Origin of the sequence: Shinella sp. H4-D48 (assembly GCF_022637395.1) — a bacterium.
GTDB lineage: Bacteria > Pseudomonadota > Alphaproteobacteria > Rhizobiales > Rhizobiaceae > Shinella > Shinella sedimenti.
Genome location: NZ_CP093337.1, coordinates 2,043,067 through 2,058,137, shown reverse-complemented (window position 1 = coordinate 2,058,137; position 15,071 = coordinate 2,043,067). Strand labels below are relative to the sequence as shown.

Genomic DNA, 15,071 nt, shown 5'->3' with positions numbered 1-15,071 from the left:
CGTTACGATCAATCCAGCGACAACCACGGCCTCTTCCCGAAATCGCCGGCGCGCAACACGCCCGGGCGGCCTTTGTTGCACGCCTTTATGCGATATGCATCTGAAAAATATGACAGACCGGGCGAGTCTCGGATCTGCCGCGCGGGCGCTCAGGTCGTCAGACCTTCCTGCCCGGCGTGCGGGCTTCAAGGCTCTTGAGTGCAGCCTGTCCGGCGGCGGCGGCCTGGAGTGGATTGGTAAAAGGTCCCGTAACGGGATAGGTCACGCCTCGAAAGGTTAGGGCAAAGAAATAATGGCCCTTACGGTCCTTTTCGACCGTGACCTTCGAAACCGGTTCCTTGTCTGCCACGTCCGTTCCTCCAGGCAAGTGCTGGTCACGATGCAAGATCGCATCGTCCCGTCGAACGCCTATAGGACAGTCAGCCTTCCGCGGCAATGTGCGACCGTGTCTATGCCACGCCTGTGGGCGCGGCGGCGTTGGGCTCTGTTCACTGCAGCGGCAGTTCCAGTTGCGCCTTGTGCTTGAGCACATAGAGCGGTTTCGCGACTGCAGCGGCCTTGCGCTGTAGTTCCAGGCGATTCTGGACCTGTCGCTCCCGAAGCAACCGGCAGGCCTCGATGGTGGCAACAGCGCGATCTAGTGTGTCGTTCTGCATGTCTACATCTCCATTTGTTCTCTATATGTTCTATTTTGAAGCGAGAATCAAGATCGCGTTGCGAATGGCTTGGGTAGGTCATGTTCTGCCGTGGACACGATGAGATATGGCCGCGGCCAGGAAGTGGCTCTACGCGGCCGATCGCCGTGCGTCTGGAACCTCGGCACGGCGGCGCCGTTTCCCTCATCAACGAAGGAGACCGTAATGACCCATGCATCAGATATAGCGAAAGAATATCAACGGCTGGGCGGCAAGCGCCTGGCCAAGATCGACGACAACATGATCTCGACCCGCACATGGGAGGACGAACCCGCGGAAGCCGCCGCCTTCTGGAAGGAGAATGTGGAAGTCCTGAGCGAAAAGGAACAGGCGGAAGTCGTCACCAATTTAAAGACGATCACCACCGAGCAATAAGGGTTATTGTCTCAGGCGCGTGCGGTACAAGCGCGAAGCCCGATGGGGCTGGTAATCGAAGTCAACTGATTCGACGATTCAAAGGTCAGGCTGGGCGTCATGTATGATCTCATGCGTAAGCCGGGTTTTCCGGCTCTCGCCCCATGTGCTATCACGACTTGGAAAGAAATGGTGCCCCCACCAGGACTCGAACCCGGGACCCCCTGATTACAAATCAGGTGCTCTACCAACTGAGCTATAAGGGCACTGCGTGCAGGGAGTTACCATATTCTCCGCCGCTGTAAAGCAAAAATGGGTCGTTCAGATTGACCATGTGCCGCGCGACCTCTCACCAGGGGTGATTTCCTGGCAGCGCTCCAGCGAGCGCGGCAGGTTTTCGGCGAGGTGGTCTATGAGCGCACGCACGGCAGGCAGCATGCCATGCCTTGACGTGAACACTGCGTGGACGGCGGCTTCGGCACCCGACCAGTCGGGCAGCACATGCGTGAGCAAGCCCGTGCGAAAGCCGCGTTCGGCAATCATGTCCGGCAGCAGGCCGAGGCCGATGCCCTCCAGCGTTGCGCGCTCCAGCACGGCGAAATCGGAGCAGGACAATACCGGTGAATGCGAGATATCGCGCACGCCGCCGCTGGCATTGTGCAGCGTCCAGATGGCGCGCGGTGTGTTCTCCTGCATTGACACGGTGGGGACGAGGGCGATGGTGTCGAAATCGATCGGACCGTGGCGCGCCAGGAAGGCCGGGCTCGCGGCCAGATAACGCCGGGTACTGGCGAACCGCCGGACGACGAGGGACTGGTCGGTGTCATAGGTATCGCGCACGCGTAATGCGACGTCGATGCGCTCTTCGATCAGGTCGACCGGCCGCCCCGTGGTGATGATTGACAGCCGAACCAGCGGATAGCGCTTCATGAAGCCGGGAAGCACCTCTGCGATCATGGGCGCGAAGCCCGGAGGCATCGACATGCGTACCATACCCGCCGGCTCCGCCTTTGCGACCGCCACGACCGCTTCGGCAGCCTCCACGCCCGACAGAACCGCCTCGCACCGGTCATAGAAGGATTTGCCGATATCGGTGACACTCAGCTTGCGTGTGGACCGCTCGATCAGCCGCACGCCCAGCTGCTCCTCGAGCGCGGCGATGCGCTTGCTGATCTTCGATTTGGGGACGCCGAGCGCGTTGGCGGCGGCGGTAAAGCCCTTGTGCCGCACCACGGCGGCGTAGAGGGCGAGATCGTTGAGGTCCTGCATGGCATTCGTCTCCAAGGTCACTCGGATTTATTGTTTCCTTGGGGAAACGGTCAATTGGATTTTTGCCGTCTAATCATCGCATTGTTTTCAGAACATATCTCTGGCACCCAATTCAACCAAGGTGCTGAACCATGAACATCCTCCATATTGACTCCGGCATTCTCGGAGAGCACTCCGTTTCACGCCGCCTGACCGCCGCTGTCGTAGCGCAGATCAAGGCCGAACAGCCTGCTGCCTCCGTGACCTACCGCGACCTCGTATCCAACCCGCTGCCGCACCTCTCCGGTGCCCATCTCATGGCTGCCAACGTCAATCCCGCTGACGTCGATGCTCAGGTTGCAGCCGATGTCGCCGAAAGCGCGGTCGTGCTCGAGGAATTCCTCGCCGCCGACACGGTCGTGCTGGGCGTGCCGATGTACAACTTCTCCCTGCCGAGCCAACTAAAGGCCTGGATCGACCGCGTCGCCGTCGCGGGCAAGACGTTCCGCTACACGGCCGAAGGCCCCGAAGGGTTGGCCACCGGCAAGAAGGTCATCGTGATCTCCACACGCGGCGGACACTATAGCGCCGGTCCCGCTGCCGTGATGGACCACCAGGAAAGCTATCTGCTCGCCGTTCTCGGTTTCTTCGGTATCACCGACATCGAGATCGTTCGCGCCGAAGGCCTGAACCTGAGCGCCGACTCGAAGATCGAGGCGATTTCGGAAGCCGAACGCAGCATATCCACCCGCGCGAGCCTCAAGGTCGCAAGCTGATCCTGCCATCTTTCATGCAAAAGCCCGCCGGTGAAAACCGGCGGGCTTTTTTACGTTCGTATCGTGTAATCAGCCGAACAGGTGACGATGCGTGGCGTAAAGTGCGATGGCCGCAGCGTTCGAAACATTCAGCGACTTGATCGCGCCAGGCATGTCGAGGCGGGCGAGCGCCTTGCAGGTGGCGCGCGTCTTCTGCCGCAGGCCCTTGCCCTCGGAGCCCATGACGAGCGCGACCCGTTGGCCGGACAGCGTACCCTCAAGCGGTTCCGGGCCCTCCGAATCAAGGCCGATCGTCAGGAAGCCAAGCTGGTGCAACTCTTCCAGCGCATCCGAGAGATTGGTGATCTGGATATAGGGGATGAGTTCCAGTGCGCCCGAGGCCGTCTTGGCGAGCACGCCCGATTCGGTGGGCGAATGGCGCTGCGTGGTGATGACGGCGCCGGCATTGAAGGCAACGGCAGAGCGCATGATGGCGCCGACATTGTGGGGATCCGTCACCTGGTCCAGCACGAGCAGCAGCGGGCTGTCCTTCAGCGCCTCCAGCCGGCGCACGGGCAGGGGGCGGGTTTCGAGCATGACGCCCTGGTGAATCGCTTCCGGGCCGAGCACCTTGTCGAGGTCGGAAGGCAGGACGGTCTCGACCGGGTAGGGCAGGGTCGCGATATCGGGCAGTTCGAGGCGCTGGGCCGCGTTCTGGCTCACCGAAAGCTTGATGATCTGCCGCTCGGGATTGTCGAGGGCGGCGCGCACCGTGTGCAGGCCGTAGAGATAGACCTGGTCGGGCGCAAGGGCCGGCGCCTTCCAGCCCTCCGCCGGCTCGCGGCGGCGGTCGTCCTTCGGTGTGGGGATCTCACCGCGCTCGCGCCTCTGGTCGCGATGCGCCCGGCGCAGCTTGGCATAATGGGTGTCTTTTGCGGACTTGCCGCCGGTATCGTCTTTGCTCATGGGGGCCTTATAAAGCATGTCCCGGCAAAGTGTGCAGGGGTTTTGCGGGAAGGGCTGAGGAAAATTCCGGCGCTCGCCGCTGGCCCGTCCACAGGCTTCTGCCGTCGAGTGGAGATGCTGGCGTTTTTCGCAATTTTTTCCGTGGCGTCGTGTTGACAGGATGAATTGTGCCCGTCATATACGCCGCCAGATCGAAGGCGCCGCTGCGAAGCACAGCCAAGATCGATACCGGTCGCTTGATCCCGACAGAATATGGAGGGATGCCCGAGTGGTTAAAGGGGACGGACTGTAAATCCGTTGGCTCAGCCTACGTTGGTTCAAATCCAACTCCCTCCACCATTCTGTCAGACGGATCAAGACCCCCGCGGGTATAGCTCAATGGTAGAGCAGCAGCCTTCCAAGCTGAATACGCGGGTTCGATTCCCGCTACCCGCTCCACTTGTCGTGTTAAAAAGAAGAATCAAGCATTCGCTGTAAAGCCCTGCCTTGAAAAAGCGATTCGTTATCACGATATTGGAGAAATCCGGCACAGCCCGGCCTCTTCCCGGTCCCTTTTCCCGTGCATTTAAGGCTTGCGCATTCGTTGCGAAACCCTTAAACGCCTGCCAAACCGGACGGGCCGGTTAGCCCAACTTTCGTTCAGTAGGAAATAAGAGATGGCAAAGAGCAAGTTTGAGCGCAACAAGCCTCACGTAAACATCGGCACGATCGGGCACGTTGACCACGGCAAGACGTCGACGACGGCAGCGATCACGAAGTACTTCGGCGAGTTCAAGGCGTACGACCAGATCGACGCTGCTCCGGAAGAAAAGGCGCGCGGCATCACCATCTCGACGGCACACGTCGAATACGAGACGGCCAACCGTCACTACGCCCACGTTGACTGCCCCGGCCACGCCGACTACGTCAAGAACATGATCACCGGTGCTGCCCAGATGGACGGCGCGATCCTGGTTGTTTCGGCTGCCGACGGCCCGATGCCGCAGACGCGCGAACACATCCTGCTGGCTCGCCAGGTCGGCGTTCCCGCGATCGTCGTGTTCCTCAACAAGGTCGACCAGGTTGACGACGCCGAGCTTCTCGAGCTCGTCGAGCTGGAAGTTCGCGAACTGCTGTCGTCCTACGAATTCCCGGGCGACGACATTCCGATCGTCAAGGGTTCGGCTCTGGCCGCTCTGGAAGATTCGAACAAGGAAATCGGTGAAGACGCGATCCGCGCCCTGATGGCCGCTGTCGACGACTACATCCCGACGCCCGAGCGTCCGATCGACCAGCCCTTCCTGATGCCGATCGAAGACGTGTTCTCGATCTCGGGCCGTGGTACGGTTGTGACCGGCCGCGTCGAGCGTGGCATCGTCAAGGTCGGTGAGGAAATCGAAATCGTCGGCATCCGTCCGACGACGAAGACGACCTGCACGGGCGTTGAAATGTTCCGCAAGCTGCTCGACCAGGGCCAGGCCGGCGACAACATCGGTGCGCTTCTGCGCGGCGTCACGCGTGACGGCGTCGAGCGTGGCCAGATCCTGTGCAAGCCGGGTTCGGTCAAGCCGCACAAGAAGTTCATGGCAGAAGCCTACATCCTGACGAAGGAAGAAGGCGGTCGTCATACGCCGTTCTTCACGAACTACCGTCCGCAGTTCTACTTCCGCACGACGGACGTGACGGGCATCGTGTCGCTGCCGGAAGGTACGGAAATGGTCATGCCGGGCGACAACGTCACCGTTGAAGTCGAGCTGATCGTTCCGATCGCGATGGAAGAAAAGCTCCGCTTCGCTATCCGCGAAGGTGGCCGTACCGTCGGCGCAGGCATCGTTGCCTCCATCGTCGAGTAATCTTTAGGGATTACGACAGGTCTTGAAGCCCCCGCTGGTCACCAGCGGGGGCTTTTCGTTTGCGTTATCTTCTGCCGTTATACTTTAGCCATTGCCGAAAACTGGCCAATTCTGGGGATGGAGGCAGTGGGCGGGGATGTGTAGGGTCATCACGTCGCTTCGTGCGACAGGCCCGGGCATGCGCCATGGGTCCGGCGCCTTGGACCGATGGGTTTTCTCTTGTGTAAAGGCGCCCGTGCGCGTGGCAGGCATGAGGCCGTGCCGCGCGTAACAACGCTCACACGAGACGGATCCGTTTTTCAAATGACGCTATTCTTCCGTGCGGCGCGCGCAGCGTTCGCCCTTTCAATGGCTTCTGTGAGTCTTCAGGCTGGCCCCGCCCGTGCAGAGGGCTCCCTGTTGATCTGGTCGCCGAGCAAGATTTCCGGCAATGCCTACCGGCTGCGCCTGGGCGCGAAGGCGCCGCCGGGCAGTGATGCGCGTGCCGGTGTCGATCTTTCCGTCACGACGTCCTCGACGGGCGGCATCCGACGCACCCGTGACAATGCGCGGCTGTGGGCGGAGATGCGGGGCAAGGGCGCGTCCGGCGCCGAAGGCAACGTGGCAGCCGGATATAACCCTGCAACGGGACGGGCGACGGCAAGCGCCGGCGTTTCACATCGCTGGATGGCAACGCCCTCCATCGACATTCTCATCAATCCGTCCGTATGGGCCGATTCGGATATGCGGCACGGCCATACCGGGTCCGTACGCGTCACGCAGAAAGCGCAGCTTCAGTCCATCGGGACGGGCACGTCGCTTATCGCGTCCGGCACGGCCGTCACCGGTCAGCCGCATGTGAGGGCGGAGTTCCGCGTCGAGCAGAATGTCGTGCGCGGCCTCAACGTCGCCGCGACCCTGCAAAGGCAGGATGCAGAACTGGTCGGCGCCATCCGCGCACGGTTCCGCGTGGAGTGGTGATCCACCGGGGAGGGGTGTTTGGCTTGCTAAGCTGTGAAAAAAACACGCATTCGCCCTTGCCAAGTGCGGCTGCGCGCCGTAAAGACGCCATGCCTTGCCGGCAAGCGGTGTTTCACCCGGATACGGCAGGCGTGAAGGGGTATAGCTCAGTTGGTAGAGCGGCGGTCTCCAAAACCGCAGGTCGGGGGTTCGAGCCCCTCTGCCCCTGCCATTTTCGCCTGATGGCGCGGACCACCAGCAGCGACGGCGGAACATGGCACCGACGGCGAGAGCCGTCTAAATTCGTGAAAAGTCCGGTTACCTCTTGTGAAAAAGGGAATCGGGCTTTATGTAGGGCAAAACAGACACGCGGTGCGTGGGGCTGATAATTCAGCTTTACGCGCCGTAATGGCGTGGATATTCAATGGCATCGAAAACGAATCCGATTGCGTTTCTGCAGCAGGTACGCTCCGAAACGGCAAAAGTGACTTGGCCCTCGCGGCGCGAGACGATGATCTCGACCGCAATGGTGTTCGTGATGGTCTTCCTTGCCGCGGTGTTCTTTTTCGCTGCGGACCAGTTGCTGGCCTGGCTGATCGCGCTCGTCCTTAACGCTGGCGCTTGATTGGTTGGAGGTGAACATGGCTTCGCGTTGGTACATCGTCCACGCCTATTCGAATTTTGAGAAGAAGGTCGCCGAGGACATCGAGAACAAGGCCCGTCAGAAGGGTCTTGACCATCTCTTTGAAAAAATCCTCGTTCCGACCGAAAAGGTTGTTGAGGTGCGTCGCGGCCGCAAGGTCGATTCCGAACGCAAGTTCTTCCCCGGCTATGTGCTGGTGCGGGCGAACCTGACGGACGAGGCGTATCACCTCATTAAAAACACGCCGAAGGTCACGGGCTTCCTCGGTTCCGACAATAAGCCGGTTCCGATTCCCGACAGCGAGGCGGAGCGTATCCTGTCTCAGGTGCAGGACGGTGTCGATCGTCCGAAGCCCTCGGTCTCGTTCGAGATCGGCGAGCAGGTCCGCGTTTCCGACGGTCCCTTCGCGTCGTTCAACGGCACGGTGCAGGATGTCGACGAGGAGCGTTCGCGCCTCAAGGTGGAAGTGTCGATCTTCGGTCGCGCTACCCCGGTCGAGCTGGAATATGCCCAGGTCGAGAAAATCTGATTTCGATGGCTCCCGGTTTTGCGACCGAGGGGCCGTCCATATGAGATCCGGTCCTCTTCGCAGGATCGGCGGCGGAAGTTTCCGCCAATCGCGTGGAAGGGAAGGTGGCCTGTAGCCGGGCGCTGAAAACCGCACCACGCAACCGCAGCCGCCGATCCTCGGATCGGCATCAAGGGCCGGGCAACCGGCCGCATTCTGAAAGGCAGAGAAAATGGCTAAGAAAGTTGCAGGCCAGCTCAAGCTTCAGGTCAAGGCAGGATCGGCAAACCCGTCCCCGCCGATCGGCCCGGCGCTTGGTCAGCGTGGCATTAACATCATGGAATTCTGCAAGTCGTTCAACGCAGCGACGCAGGAAATGGAAAAGGGTATGCCGATCCCGGTCGTCATCACCTATTACCAGGACAAGTCCTTCACGTTCGTGATGAAGCAGCCGCCGGTGACCTACTTCCTCAAGAAGGAAGCCAAGATCACGTCCGGCTCGAAGACCCCGGGCAAGGGCGCGACGGTCGGCAAGCTCACCAAGGCTCAGATCAAATCGATCGCTGAAGCCAAGATGAAGGATCTCAACGCCGCCGATATCGAAGGCGCGATGGCAATGGTTGAGGGCTCCGCCCGCGCCATGGGCCTGGAAGTGGTAGGTTAAGACCATGGCCAAGATTGCAAAGCGTCTCCAGAAGATCCGTGAAGGCATCGACCCCACAAAGCTGGTCGCCCTTTCGGATGCCATCGCTCTCGTCAAGGAGCGTGCCGTCGCCAAGTTCGACGAAACCGTCGAAATCGCCATGAACCTCGGCGTCGATCCGCGTCACGCAGACCAGATGGTCCGCGGCGTGGTCAACCTGCCGAACGGTACGGGCCGTGACGTTCGCGTCGCCGTCTTCGCACGTGGCGCCAAGGCTGATGAAGCCAAGGCTGCCGGCGCAGATATCGTCGGCGCCGAAGACCTGCTCGAAATCGTTCAGGGCGGCAAGATCGACTTCGATCGCTGCATCGCCACCCCGGACATGATGCCGCTCGTCGGCCGTCTCGGTAAGGTCCTCGGCCCGCGCGGCATGATGCCGAACCCGAAGGTCGGCACCGTCACCATGGACGTCACGGGCGCCGTCAAGGCGTCCAAGGGCGGTGCTGTCGAGTTCCGCGTCGAGAAGGCTGGTATCATCCATGCCGGCATCGGCAAGGCTTCCTTCGATGCCAAGGCTCTGGAAGAAAACATCAAAGCGTTCGCCGACGCCGTCGTCAAGGCGAAGCCGGCTGGCGCGAAGGGCAACTACGTCAAGCGCGTTGCCATCTCGTCGACCATGGGCCCGGGCGTCAAGATCGACCCGGCGACCGTCGCCTGATAAGACACGGGTCCGGCTCCGGCCGGACCCAGCAGAATTCCCGGCCTTGTCTGGCCGGGAATTTCCGGGGTCAAACCCGGAACTCCTGTCCGAGATTGCAGGTGGTTAGACCTTAATCACTTTGCCTGCATGAGACGGGGTGAGACCTGGATTTCATCTCAGCGTCGGATGACGCCGGAATTCGGTTCGAACCTACCTTACCTTGTGCCGCGGTCCGATAGGGCCGAGCGCGGGGGGACAGGATCCTCGAGCGTCGCTCGGGGTCCATTTCAAAGTGGACCTCTGGCGGCAAAGGTAAACCCGGCAGGTCCCGTGAGAACTCACGGTCCTGTCAACTGGAGATAGGCACAGTGGAAAGAGCGGAAAAACGCGAATTCGTCACGGAGCTGAACGAAGTCTTCAAGGCTTCCGGTTCGGTTGTCGTGGCCCGCTACGCCGGTATCACCGTCGCGCAGATGAACGATCTTCGTACGAAGATGCGTGCTGCCGGCGGCACCGTCAAGGTCGCGAAGAACCGCCTGGCCAAAATTGCCCTTCAGGGTACGGAGTCGGAAGGGATGTCTGATCTCTTCCAGGGTCAGACGCTCATTGCTTACGCAAATGATCCGATGATTGCTCCCAAGGTAGCCATGGATTTCGCCAAGACCAACGACAAGCTCGTTGTTCTCGGTGGTGCCATGGGTGCGACCACACTCGATGCTGAAGCAGTCAAGTCGCTCGCGACCCTGCCTTCGCTCGACGAGCTTCGTGCAAAGCTTCTGGGCCTGCTTGCAGCCCCGGCAACGCGCGTCGCCACGGTCGTTGCAGCACCGGCAAGCCAGCTTGCCCGCGTGTTCGCAGCCTACGCCAAGAAGGACGAAGCCGCTTGAGGCGGTTTTTCGCTGTAAATCAAACTAACCAGTTCGAACCGAATATAAGGAACTACTACAATGGCTGATCTCGCAAAGATCGTTGAAGACCTGTCTGCTCTGACCGTTCTGGAAGCTGCTGAGCTTTCCAAGCTGCTCGAAGAGAAGTGGGGCGTTTCTGCTGCTGCTCCGGTAGCTGTTGCTGCTGCTGGCGGCGGCGCTGCTCCGGCTGCTGCTGAAGAAGAAAAGACCGAATTTGACGTTATCCTCGTTGACGCTGGCGCCAACAAGATCAACGTCATCAAGGAAGTCCGCGGCATCACCGGCCTCGGCCTCAAGGAAGCCAAGGACCTGGTCGAAGGCGCTCCGAAGCCGGTCAAGGAAGCCGTCTCCAAGGCTGAAGCCGCTGACCTCAAGAAGAAGCTTGAGGATGCCGGCGCCAAGGTCGACGTCAAGTAATATCGGAATGCGATGGGGGAGGGTTTCGGCCCTCTCCCATTGATGATTCCTCCGGACTGATTACCCAAAAGCCGCAAAAACGGCTTTTGGGTAATGGGTTCTTCAAGAGGATGGTCTTTCTCCGCAAGTCAGGGCAATCCGGCCCGGTGCGCGGCAGGCGAGACGAGTTTGAACCAACCCATTGGTCGACGGGATCGACTGGCCAGCGAACCCCGTCCGTTGCAGGCCCGGATGCTTAATTTGAAGGAGCGACGATGGCTCAGACCCTTTCGTTCAACGGTCGTAGGCGCGTACGCAAGTTTTTTGGAAAAATCCCCGAAGTCGCAGAAATGCCGAACCTCATCGAGGTTCAGAAGGCATCCTACGACCAGTTTCTGATGGTTGAAGAGCCGGCCGGCGGTCGTCCGGACGAGGGCCTTCAGTCGGTTTTCAAGTCGGTCTTCCCGATCACCGATTTCTCCGGCGCTTCCATGCTTGAGTTCGTGTCCTACGAATTCGAACAGCCGAAGTTCGACGTCGAGGAATGCCGCCAGCGTGATCTGACCTATGCGGCGCCGCTCAAGGTGACGCTGCGCCTCATCGTGTTCGATATCGACGAGGATACCGGCGCGAAGTCCATCAAGGACATCAAGGAACAGAACGTCTACATGGGCGACATGCCGCTCATGACCGACAACGGTACGTTCATCGTCAACGGTACCGAGCGCGTCATCGTCTCCCAGATGCACCGTTCGCCGGGCGTGTTCTTCGACCATGACAAGGGCAAGAGCCATTCGTCCGGCAAGCTGCTCTTCGCAGCCCGCGTGATCCCGTATCGCGGTTCCTGGCTCGATATCGAGTTCGACGCCAAGGACATCGTGCATGCGCGCATCGACCGCCGCCGCAAGATCCCCGTCACCTCGCTCCTCATGGCGTTGGGCATGGACGGCGAAGACATCCTGTCGACCTTCTACACGAAGTCGCTCTACCAGCGCGACGGCGAAGGCTGGCGCATTCCGTTCAATCCCGACGTGCTGAAGGGCCAGAAGGCCGTCGCGGACATGATCGATGCCGATACCGGCGAAGTGGTTGTCGAAGTCGGCAAGAAGCTCACGCCGCGCCTGCTCCGTCAGCTCTCCGACAAGGGCCTCAAGGCTCTCAAGGCGACCGACGAGGATCTTTACGGCAACTACCTCGCCGAAGACGTCGTCAACTACGGCACGGGTGAAATCTACCTCGAAGCCGGCGATGAAATCGACGAGAAGACCCTACCGGTCATTCTGTCGGCCGGTTTCGACGAGATCCCGGTTCTCGACATCGACCATATCAATGTCGGTGCCTACATCCGCTCGACGCTCGCAGCCGACAAGAACGAGAACCGCCAGGACGCTCTGTTCGACATTTACCGCGTCATGCGTCCGGGCGAGCCGCCGACCATGGATTCGGCCGAAGCCATGTTCAACACGCTGTTCTTCGATGCGGAGCGTTACGACCTCTCCGCCGTCGGCCGCGTGAAGATGAACATGCGCCTTGACCTCGACGTCGAGGACACGGTCCGCACGCTGCGCAAGGACGACATCCTGGCCGTGGTCAAGATGCTCGTCGAACTGCGCGACGGCAAGGGCGAGATCGACGACATCGACAACCTCGGCAACCGCCGCGTGCGTTCGGTCGGCGAGCTCATGGAGAACCAGTACCGTCTGGGTCTGCTCCGCATGGAGCGCGCGATCAAGGAACGCATGTCCTCGATCGAGATCGACACGGTCATGCCGCAGGACCTGATCAACGCGAAGCCGGCGGCTGCCGCCGTTCGCGAGTTCTTCGGTTCCTCGCAGCTGTCGCAGTTCATGGACCAGGTGAACCCGCTGTCGGAAATCACCCACAAGCGCCGTCTTTCGGCTCTTGGCCCGGGTGGTCTGACCCGCGAGCGCGCCGGCTTCGAAGTCCGCGACGTTCACCCGACCCACTACGGCCGTATTTGCCCGATCGAAACGCCGGAAGGCCCGAACATCGGTCTGATCAACTCGCTCGCCACTTTCGCCCGCGTCAACAAGTACGGCTTCATCGAAAGCCCATACCGCAAGATCGTGGACGGCAAGGTGACGACGGACGTGGTCTACCTCTCCGCCATGGAAGAGGCCAAGTACCACGTTGCCCAGGCCAACTCGGTGCTGGAAGCGGACAACTCCTTCGCTGAAGAGTTCGTCGTCTGCCGTCACTCCGGCGAAGTCATGCTCGCCCCGCGCGACCAGATCAACCTGATGGACGTTTCGCCGAAGCAGCTCGTTTCGGTCGCGGCGGCGCTCATCCCGTTCCTCGAGAACGACGACGCCAACCGCGCGCTCATGGGTTCGAACATGCAGCGTCAGGCCGTTCCGCTTCTGCGGGCGGAGGCTCCGTTCGTCGGCACGGGCATGGAGCCGATCGTGGCCCGTGACTCTGGCGCGGCCATCGCGGCTCGCCGCGGCGGTGTCGTCGACCAGGTCGACGCGACCCGTATCGTTATCCGCGCCACCGAAGACCTCGATCCGTCGAAGTCGGGCGTCGATATCTATCGTCTGCAGAAGTTCCAGCGCTCCAACCAGAACACCTGCGTCAACCAGCGTCCGCTGGTCACCGTCGGCGACGTTCTCAACAAGGGCGACATCATCGCGGACGGTCCGTCGACCGACCTCGGTGACTTGGCACTCGGCCGCAACGCGCTCGTCGCGTTCATGCCGTGGAACGGCTACAACTACGAAGACTCGATCCTGATGTCCGAACGCATCGTCTCCGACGACGTGTTCACCTCGATCCATATCGAGGAATTCGAAGTCATGGCCCGCGACACGAAGCTCGGCCCGGAAGAAATCACGCGTGACATTCCGAACGTTTCGGAAGAAGCGCTGAAGAACCTCGATGAAGCCGGTATCGTCTATATCGGTGCAGAGGTTCAGCCGGGCGACATCCTGGTCGGCAAGATCACCCCGAAGGGCGAAAGCCCGATGACGCCGGAAGAAAAGCTCCTGCGCGCCATCTTCGGTGAAAAGGCCTCCGACGTTCGCGACACCTCCATGCGCATGCCGCCCGGTACCTTCGGTACGGTCGTCGAAGTTCGCGTCTTCAACCGCCACGGCGTTGAAAAGGACGAACGCGCGATGGCGATCGAGCGTGAAGAGATCGAGCGTCTGGCCAAGGACCGTGACGACGAGCAAGCGATCCTCGACCGTAACGTCTACGGTCGTCTGATCGACATGCTGCGCGGCCACGTCGCCGTCGCCGGCCCGAAGTCCTTCAAGAAGGGCACCGAGCTGTCGAACGCCGTCATCTCCGAATATCCCCGCTCGCAGTGGTGGATGTTCGCCGTCGAAGACGAAAAGGTCCAGGGTGAGATCGAAGCTCTGCGTGGTCAGTACGACGAATCCAAGTCGCGCCTTGAACAGCGCTTCATGGACAAGGTCGAAAAGGTCCAGCGCGGCGACGAAATGCCTCCGGGCGTCATGAAGATGGTCAAGGTCTTCGTCGCTGTGAAGCGCAAGATCCAGCCGGGCGACAAGATGGCCGGCCGTCACGGCAACAAGGGCGTTGTTTCGCGCATCCTGCCGATCGAGGACATGCCGTTCCTCGAAGATGGCACGCATGTCGACATCTGCTTGAACCCGCTGGGCGTGCCTTCGCGCATGAACGTCGGCCAGATCCTCGAAACCCACCTTGCCTGGGCTTGCGCCGGCATGGGCAAGAAGATCGGCGATCTGCTCGACGAGTATCGCAAGACCATGGACATCTCGGACCTGAAGCGCGAGCTGACGGAAGTCTACGAGAGCGAGGCCAAGGACGAAGTCGCTCACTTCGATGACGACGCCCTGGTCAAGCTGGCCGAGCAGTCCCGCAAGGGTGTCTCTATCGCAACGCCGGTCTTCGACGGTGCGCATGAGCCCGACGTTGCCAGCATGCTCGAGCGTGCAGGTCTCAACGCGTCCGGTCAGTCGGTTCTGTACGACGGCCGTACGGGTGAAGCCTTCGACCGCAAGGTCACCGTCGGCTACATGTACATGATCAAGCTGAACCACCTCGTGGATGACAAGATCCACGCCCGTTCGATTGGTCCGTACTCGCTCGTTACCCAGCAGCCGCTGGGCGGCAAGGCGCAGTTCGGCGGCCAGCGCTTCGGGGAAATGGAAGTCTGGGCTCTCGAAGCTTACGGCGCCGCCTACACGCTGCAGGAAATGCTGACCGTGAAGTCGGACGACGTCGCGGGCCGCACCAAGGTGTACGAGGCGATCGTTCGCGGCGACGATACGTTCGAGGCGGGCATTCCGGAGAGCTTCAACGTTCTCGTCAAGGAAATGCGCTCGCTCGGTCTGTCGGTCGAACTCGAGAACTCCAAGATCGATCCGAACGCGGAAGCCGGCCAGCTTCCCGACGCGGCGGAATAAGCCTGATCAGGTGCGCGCCCTCAGGCGCGCACCGTTTCCGCCTCCCGCCTGTTCGGCAGGGGGCGGCTC

The 15,071-nt window shown here is 60.9% G+C and carries 15 protein-coding genes and 4 tRNA genes; 14 read left to right on the top strand and 5 right to left on the bottom strand.

Annotated elements, in window-relative coordinates; all coding sequences use genetic code 11:
* Positions 1-157: 157 nt before the first annotated feature.
* The gene (locus MNR02_RS10155) at positions 158-349 is read right to left on the bottom strand and encodes a hypothetical protein (RefSeq protein WP_241946699.1); all 192 of its coding nucleotides are present in this window, start codon (positions 347-349) and stop codon (positions 158-160) included.
* A 139-nt stretch (positions 350-488) separates the two neighbouring features.
* Complete coding sequence (locus tag MNR02_RS10150; protein ID WP_241946698.1) at positions 489-656, bottom strand: hypothetical protein; 168 nt, start codon at positions 654-656, stop codon at positions 489-491.
* Between the two features lie 204 nt (positions 657-860).
* Between MNR02_RS10150 and MNR02_RS10145 the strand changes: the two genes are divergently transcribed.
* Entirely contained in the window at positions 861-1,070 is a 210-nt protein-coding gene (locus MNR02_RS10145; protein WP_241946697.1) for a hypothetical protein, read from the top strand.
* 169 nt (positions 1,071-1,239) lie between these two features.
* Here MNR02_RS10145 and MNR02_RS10140 read toward each other — a convergent pair.
* Positions 1,240-1,315: transfer RNA gene (locus tag MNR02_RS10140), tRNA-Thr, on the bottom strand.
* A gap of 55 nt (positions 1,316-1,370) precedes the next feature.
* Entirely contained in the window at positions 1,371-2,318 is a 948-nt protein-coding gene (locus tag MNR02_RS10135) for a LysR family transcriptional regulator (RefSeq protein ID WP_241596234.1), read from the bottom strand.
* 131 nt (positions 2,319-2,449) lie between these two features.
* Here MNR02_RS10135 and MNR02_RS10130 point away from each other — a divergent pair, with 131 nt between their 5' ends.
* Positions 2,450-3,073: an FMN-dependent NADH-azoreductase gene (locus tag MNR02_RS10130; RefSeq protein WP_241946696.1), complete on the top strand. Its 624-nt coding sequence runs from the start codon at positions 2,450-2,452 to the stop codon at positions 3,071-3,073.
* 69 nt (positions 3,074-3,142) lie between these two features.
* On the opposite strand, the gene rlmB is transcribed toward MNR02_RS10130, so the two are convergent.
* A complete protein-coding gene (gene rlmB, locus MNR02_RS10125; protein WP_241946695.1) occupies positions 3,143-4,018 on the bottom strand; it encodes a 23S rRNA (guanosine(2251)-2'-O)-methyltransferase RlmB in 876 nt (291 codons plus the stop codon).
* 254 nt (positions 4,019-4,272) lie between these two features.
* On the opposite strand from rlmB, the gene MNR02_RS10120 reads away from it, so the two are divergent.
* The 12 genes from MNR02_RS10120 (at position 4,273) to rpoB (ending at position 15,002) form a co-directional block, all read left to right on the top strand.
* Positions 4,273-4,357: transfer RNA gene (locus tag MNR02_RS10120), tRNA-Tyr, on the top strand.
* A 25-nt stretch (positions 4,358-4,382) separates the two neighbouring features.
* A tRNA-Gly gene (locus MNR02_RS10115) sits at positions 4,383-4,456 on the top strand.
* A gap of 218 nt (positions 4,457-4,674) precedes the next feature.
* Complete coding sequence (gene tuf, locus MNR02_RS10110; RefSeq protein WP_241596205.1) at positions 4,675-5,850, top strand: elongation factor Tu; 1,176 nt, start codon at positions 4,675-4,677, stop codon at positions 5,848-5,850.
* A gap of 399 nt (positions 5,851-6,249) precedes the next feature.
* Positions 6,250-6,810: a hypothetical protein gene (locus MNR02_RS10105; protein ID WP_241946694.1), complete on the top strand. Its 561-nt coding sequence runs from the start codon at positions 6,250-6,252 to the stop codon at positions 6,808-6,810.
* Positions 6,811-6,945: 135 nt separating this feature from the next.
* A tRNA-Trp gene (locus tag MNR02_RS10100) sits at positions 6,946-7,021 on the top strand.
* Positions 7,022-7,213: 192 nt separating this feature from the next.
* Positions 7,214-7,414, top strand: a complete 201-nt coding sequence (gene secE / locus MNR02_RS10095) for a preprotein translocase subunit SecE (protein ID WP_241596223.1) — start codon at positions 7,214-7,216, stop codon at positions 7,412-7,414.
* 16 nt (positions 7,415-7,430) lie between these two features.
* A complete protein-coding gene (nusG, locus tag MNR02_RS10090; protein WP_064329841.1) occupies positions 7,431-7,961 on the top strand; it encodes a transcription termination/antitermination protein NusG in 531 nt (176 codons plus the stop codon).
* A 211-nt stretch (positions 7,962-8,172) separates the two neighbouring features.
* Positions 8,173-8,604, top strand: a complete 432-nt coding sequence (rplK, locus tag MNR02_RS10085; protein ID WP_023517311.1) for a 50S ribosomal protein L11 — start codon at positions 8,173-8,175, stop codon at positions 8,602-8,604.
* 4 nt (positions 8,605-8,608) lie between these two features.
* Entirely contained in the window at positions 8,609-9,301 is a 693-nt protein-coding gene (gene rplA / locus MNR02_RS10080) for a 50S ribosomal protein L1 (RefSeq protein WP_241596220.1), read from the top strand.
* Between the two features lie 350 nt (positions 9,302-9,651).
* Entirely contained in the window at positions 9,652-10,170 is a 519-nt protein-coding gene (rplJ, locus tag MNR02_RS10075; RefSeq protein WP_160859783.1) for a 50S ribosomal protein L10, read from the top strand.
* Between the two features lie 60 nt (positions 10,171-10,230).
* Positions 10,231-10,608 (top strand): 50S ribosomal protein L7/L12, encoded by a 378-nt coding sequence (gene rplL, locus MNR02_RS10070; RefSeq protein ID WP_134652681.1) that lies wholly within the window; start codon positions 10,231-10,233, stop codon positions 10,606-10,608.
* A gap of 254 nt (positions 10,609-10,862) precedes the next feature.
* Positions 10,863-15,002 carry a DNA-directed RNA polymerase subunit beta gene (gene rpoB, locus MNR02_RS10065; protein WP_241596218.1) on the top strand — a complete coding sequence of 1,380 codons (4,140 nt, stop codon included), beginning with the start codon at positions 10,863-10,865 and terminating at the stop codon, positions 15,000-15,002.
* Positions 15,003-15,071 lie beyond the last annotated feature (69 nt).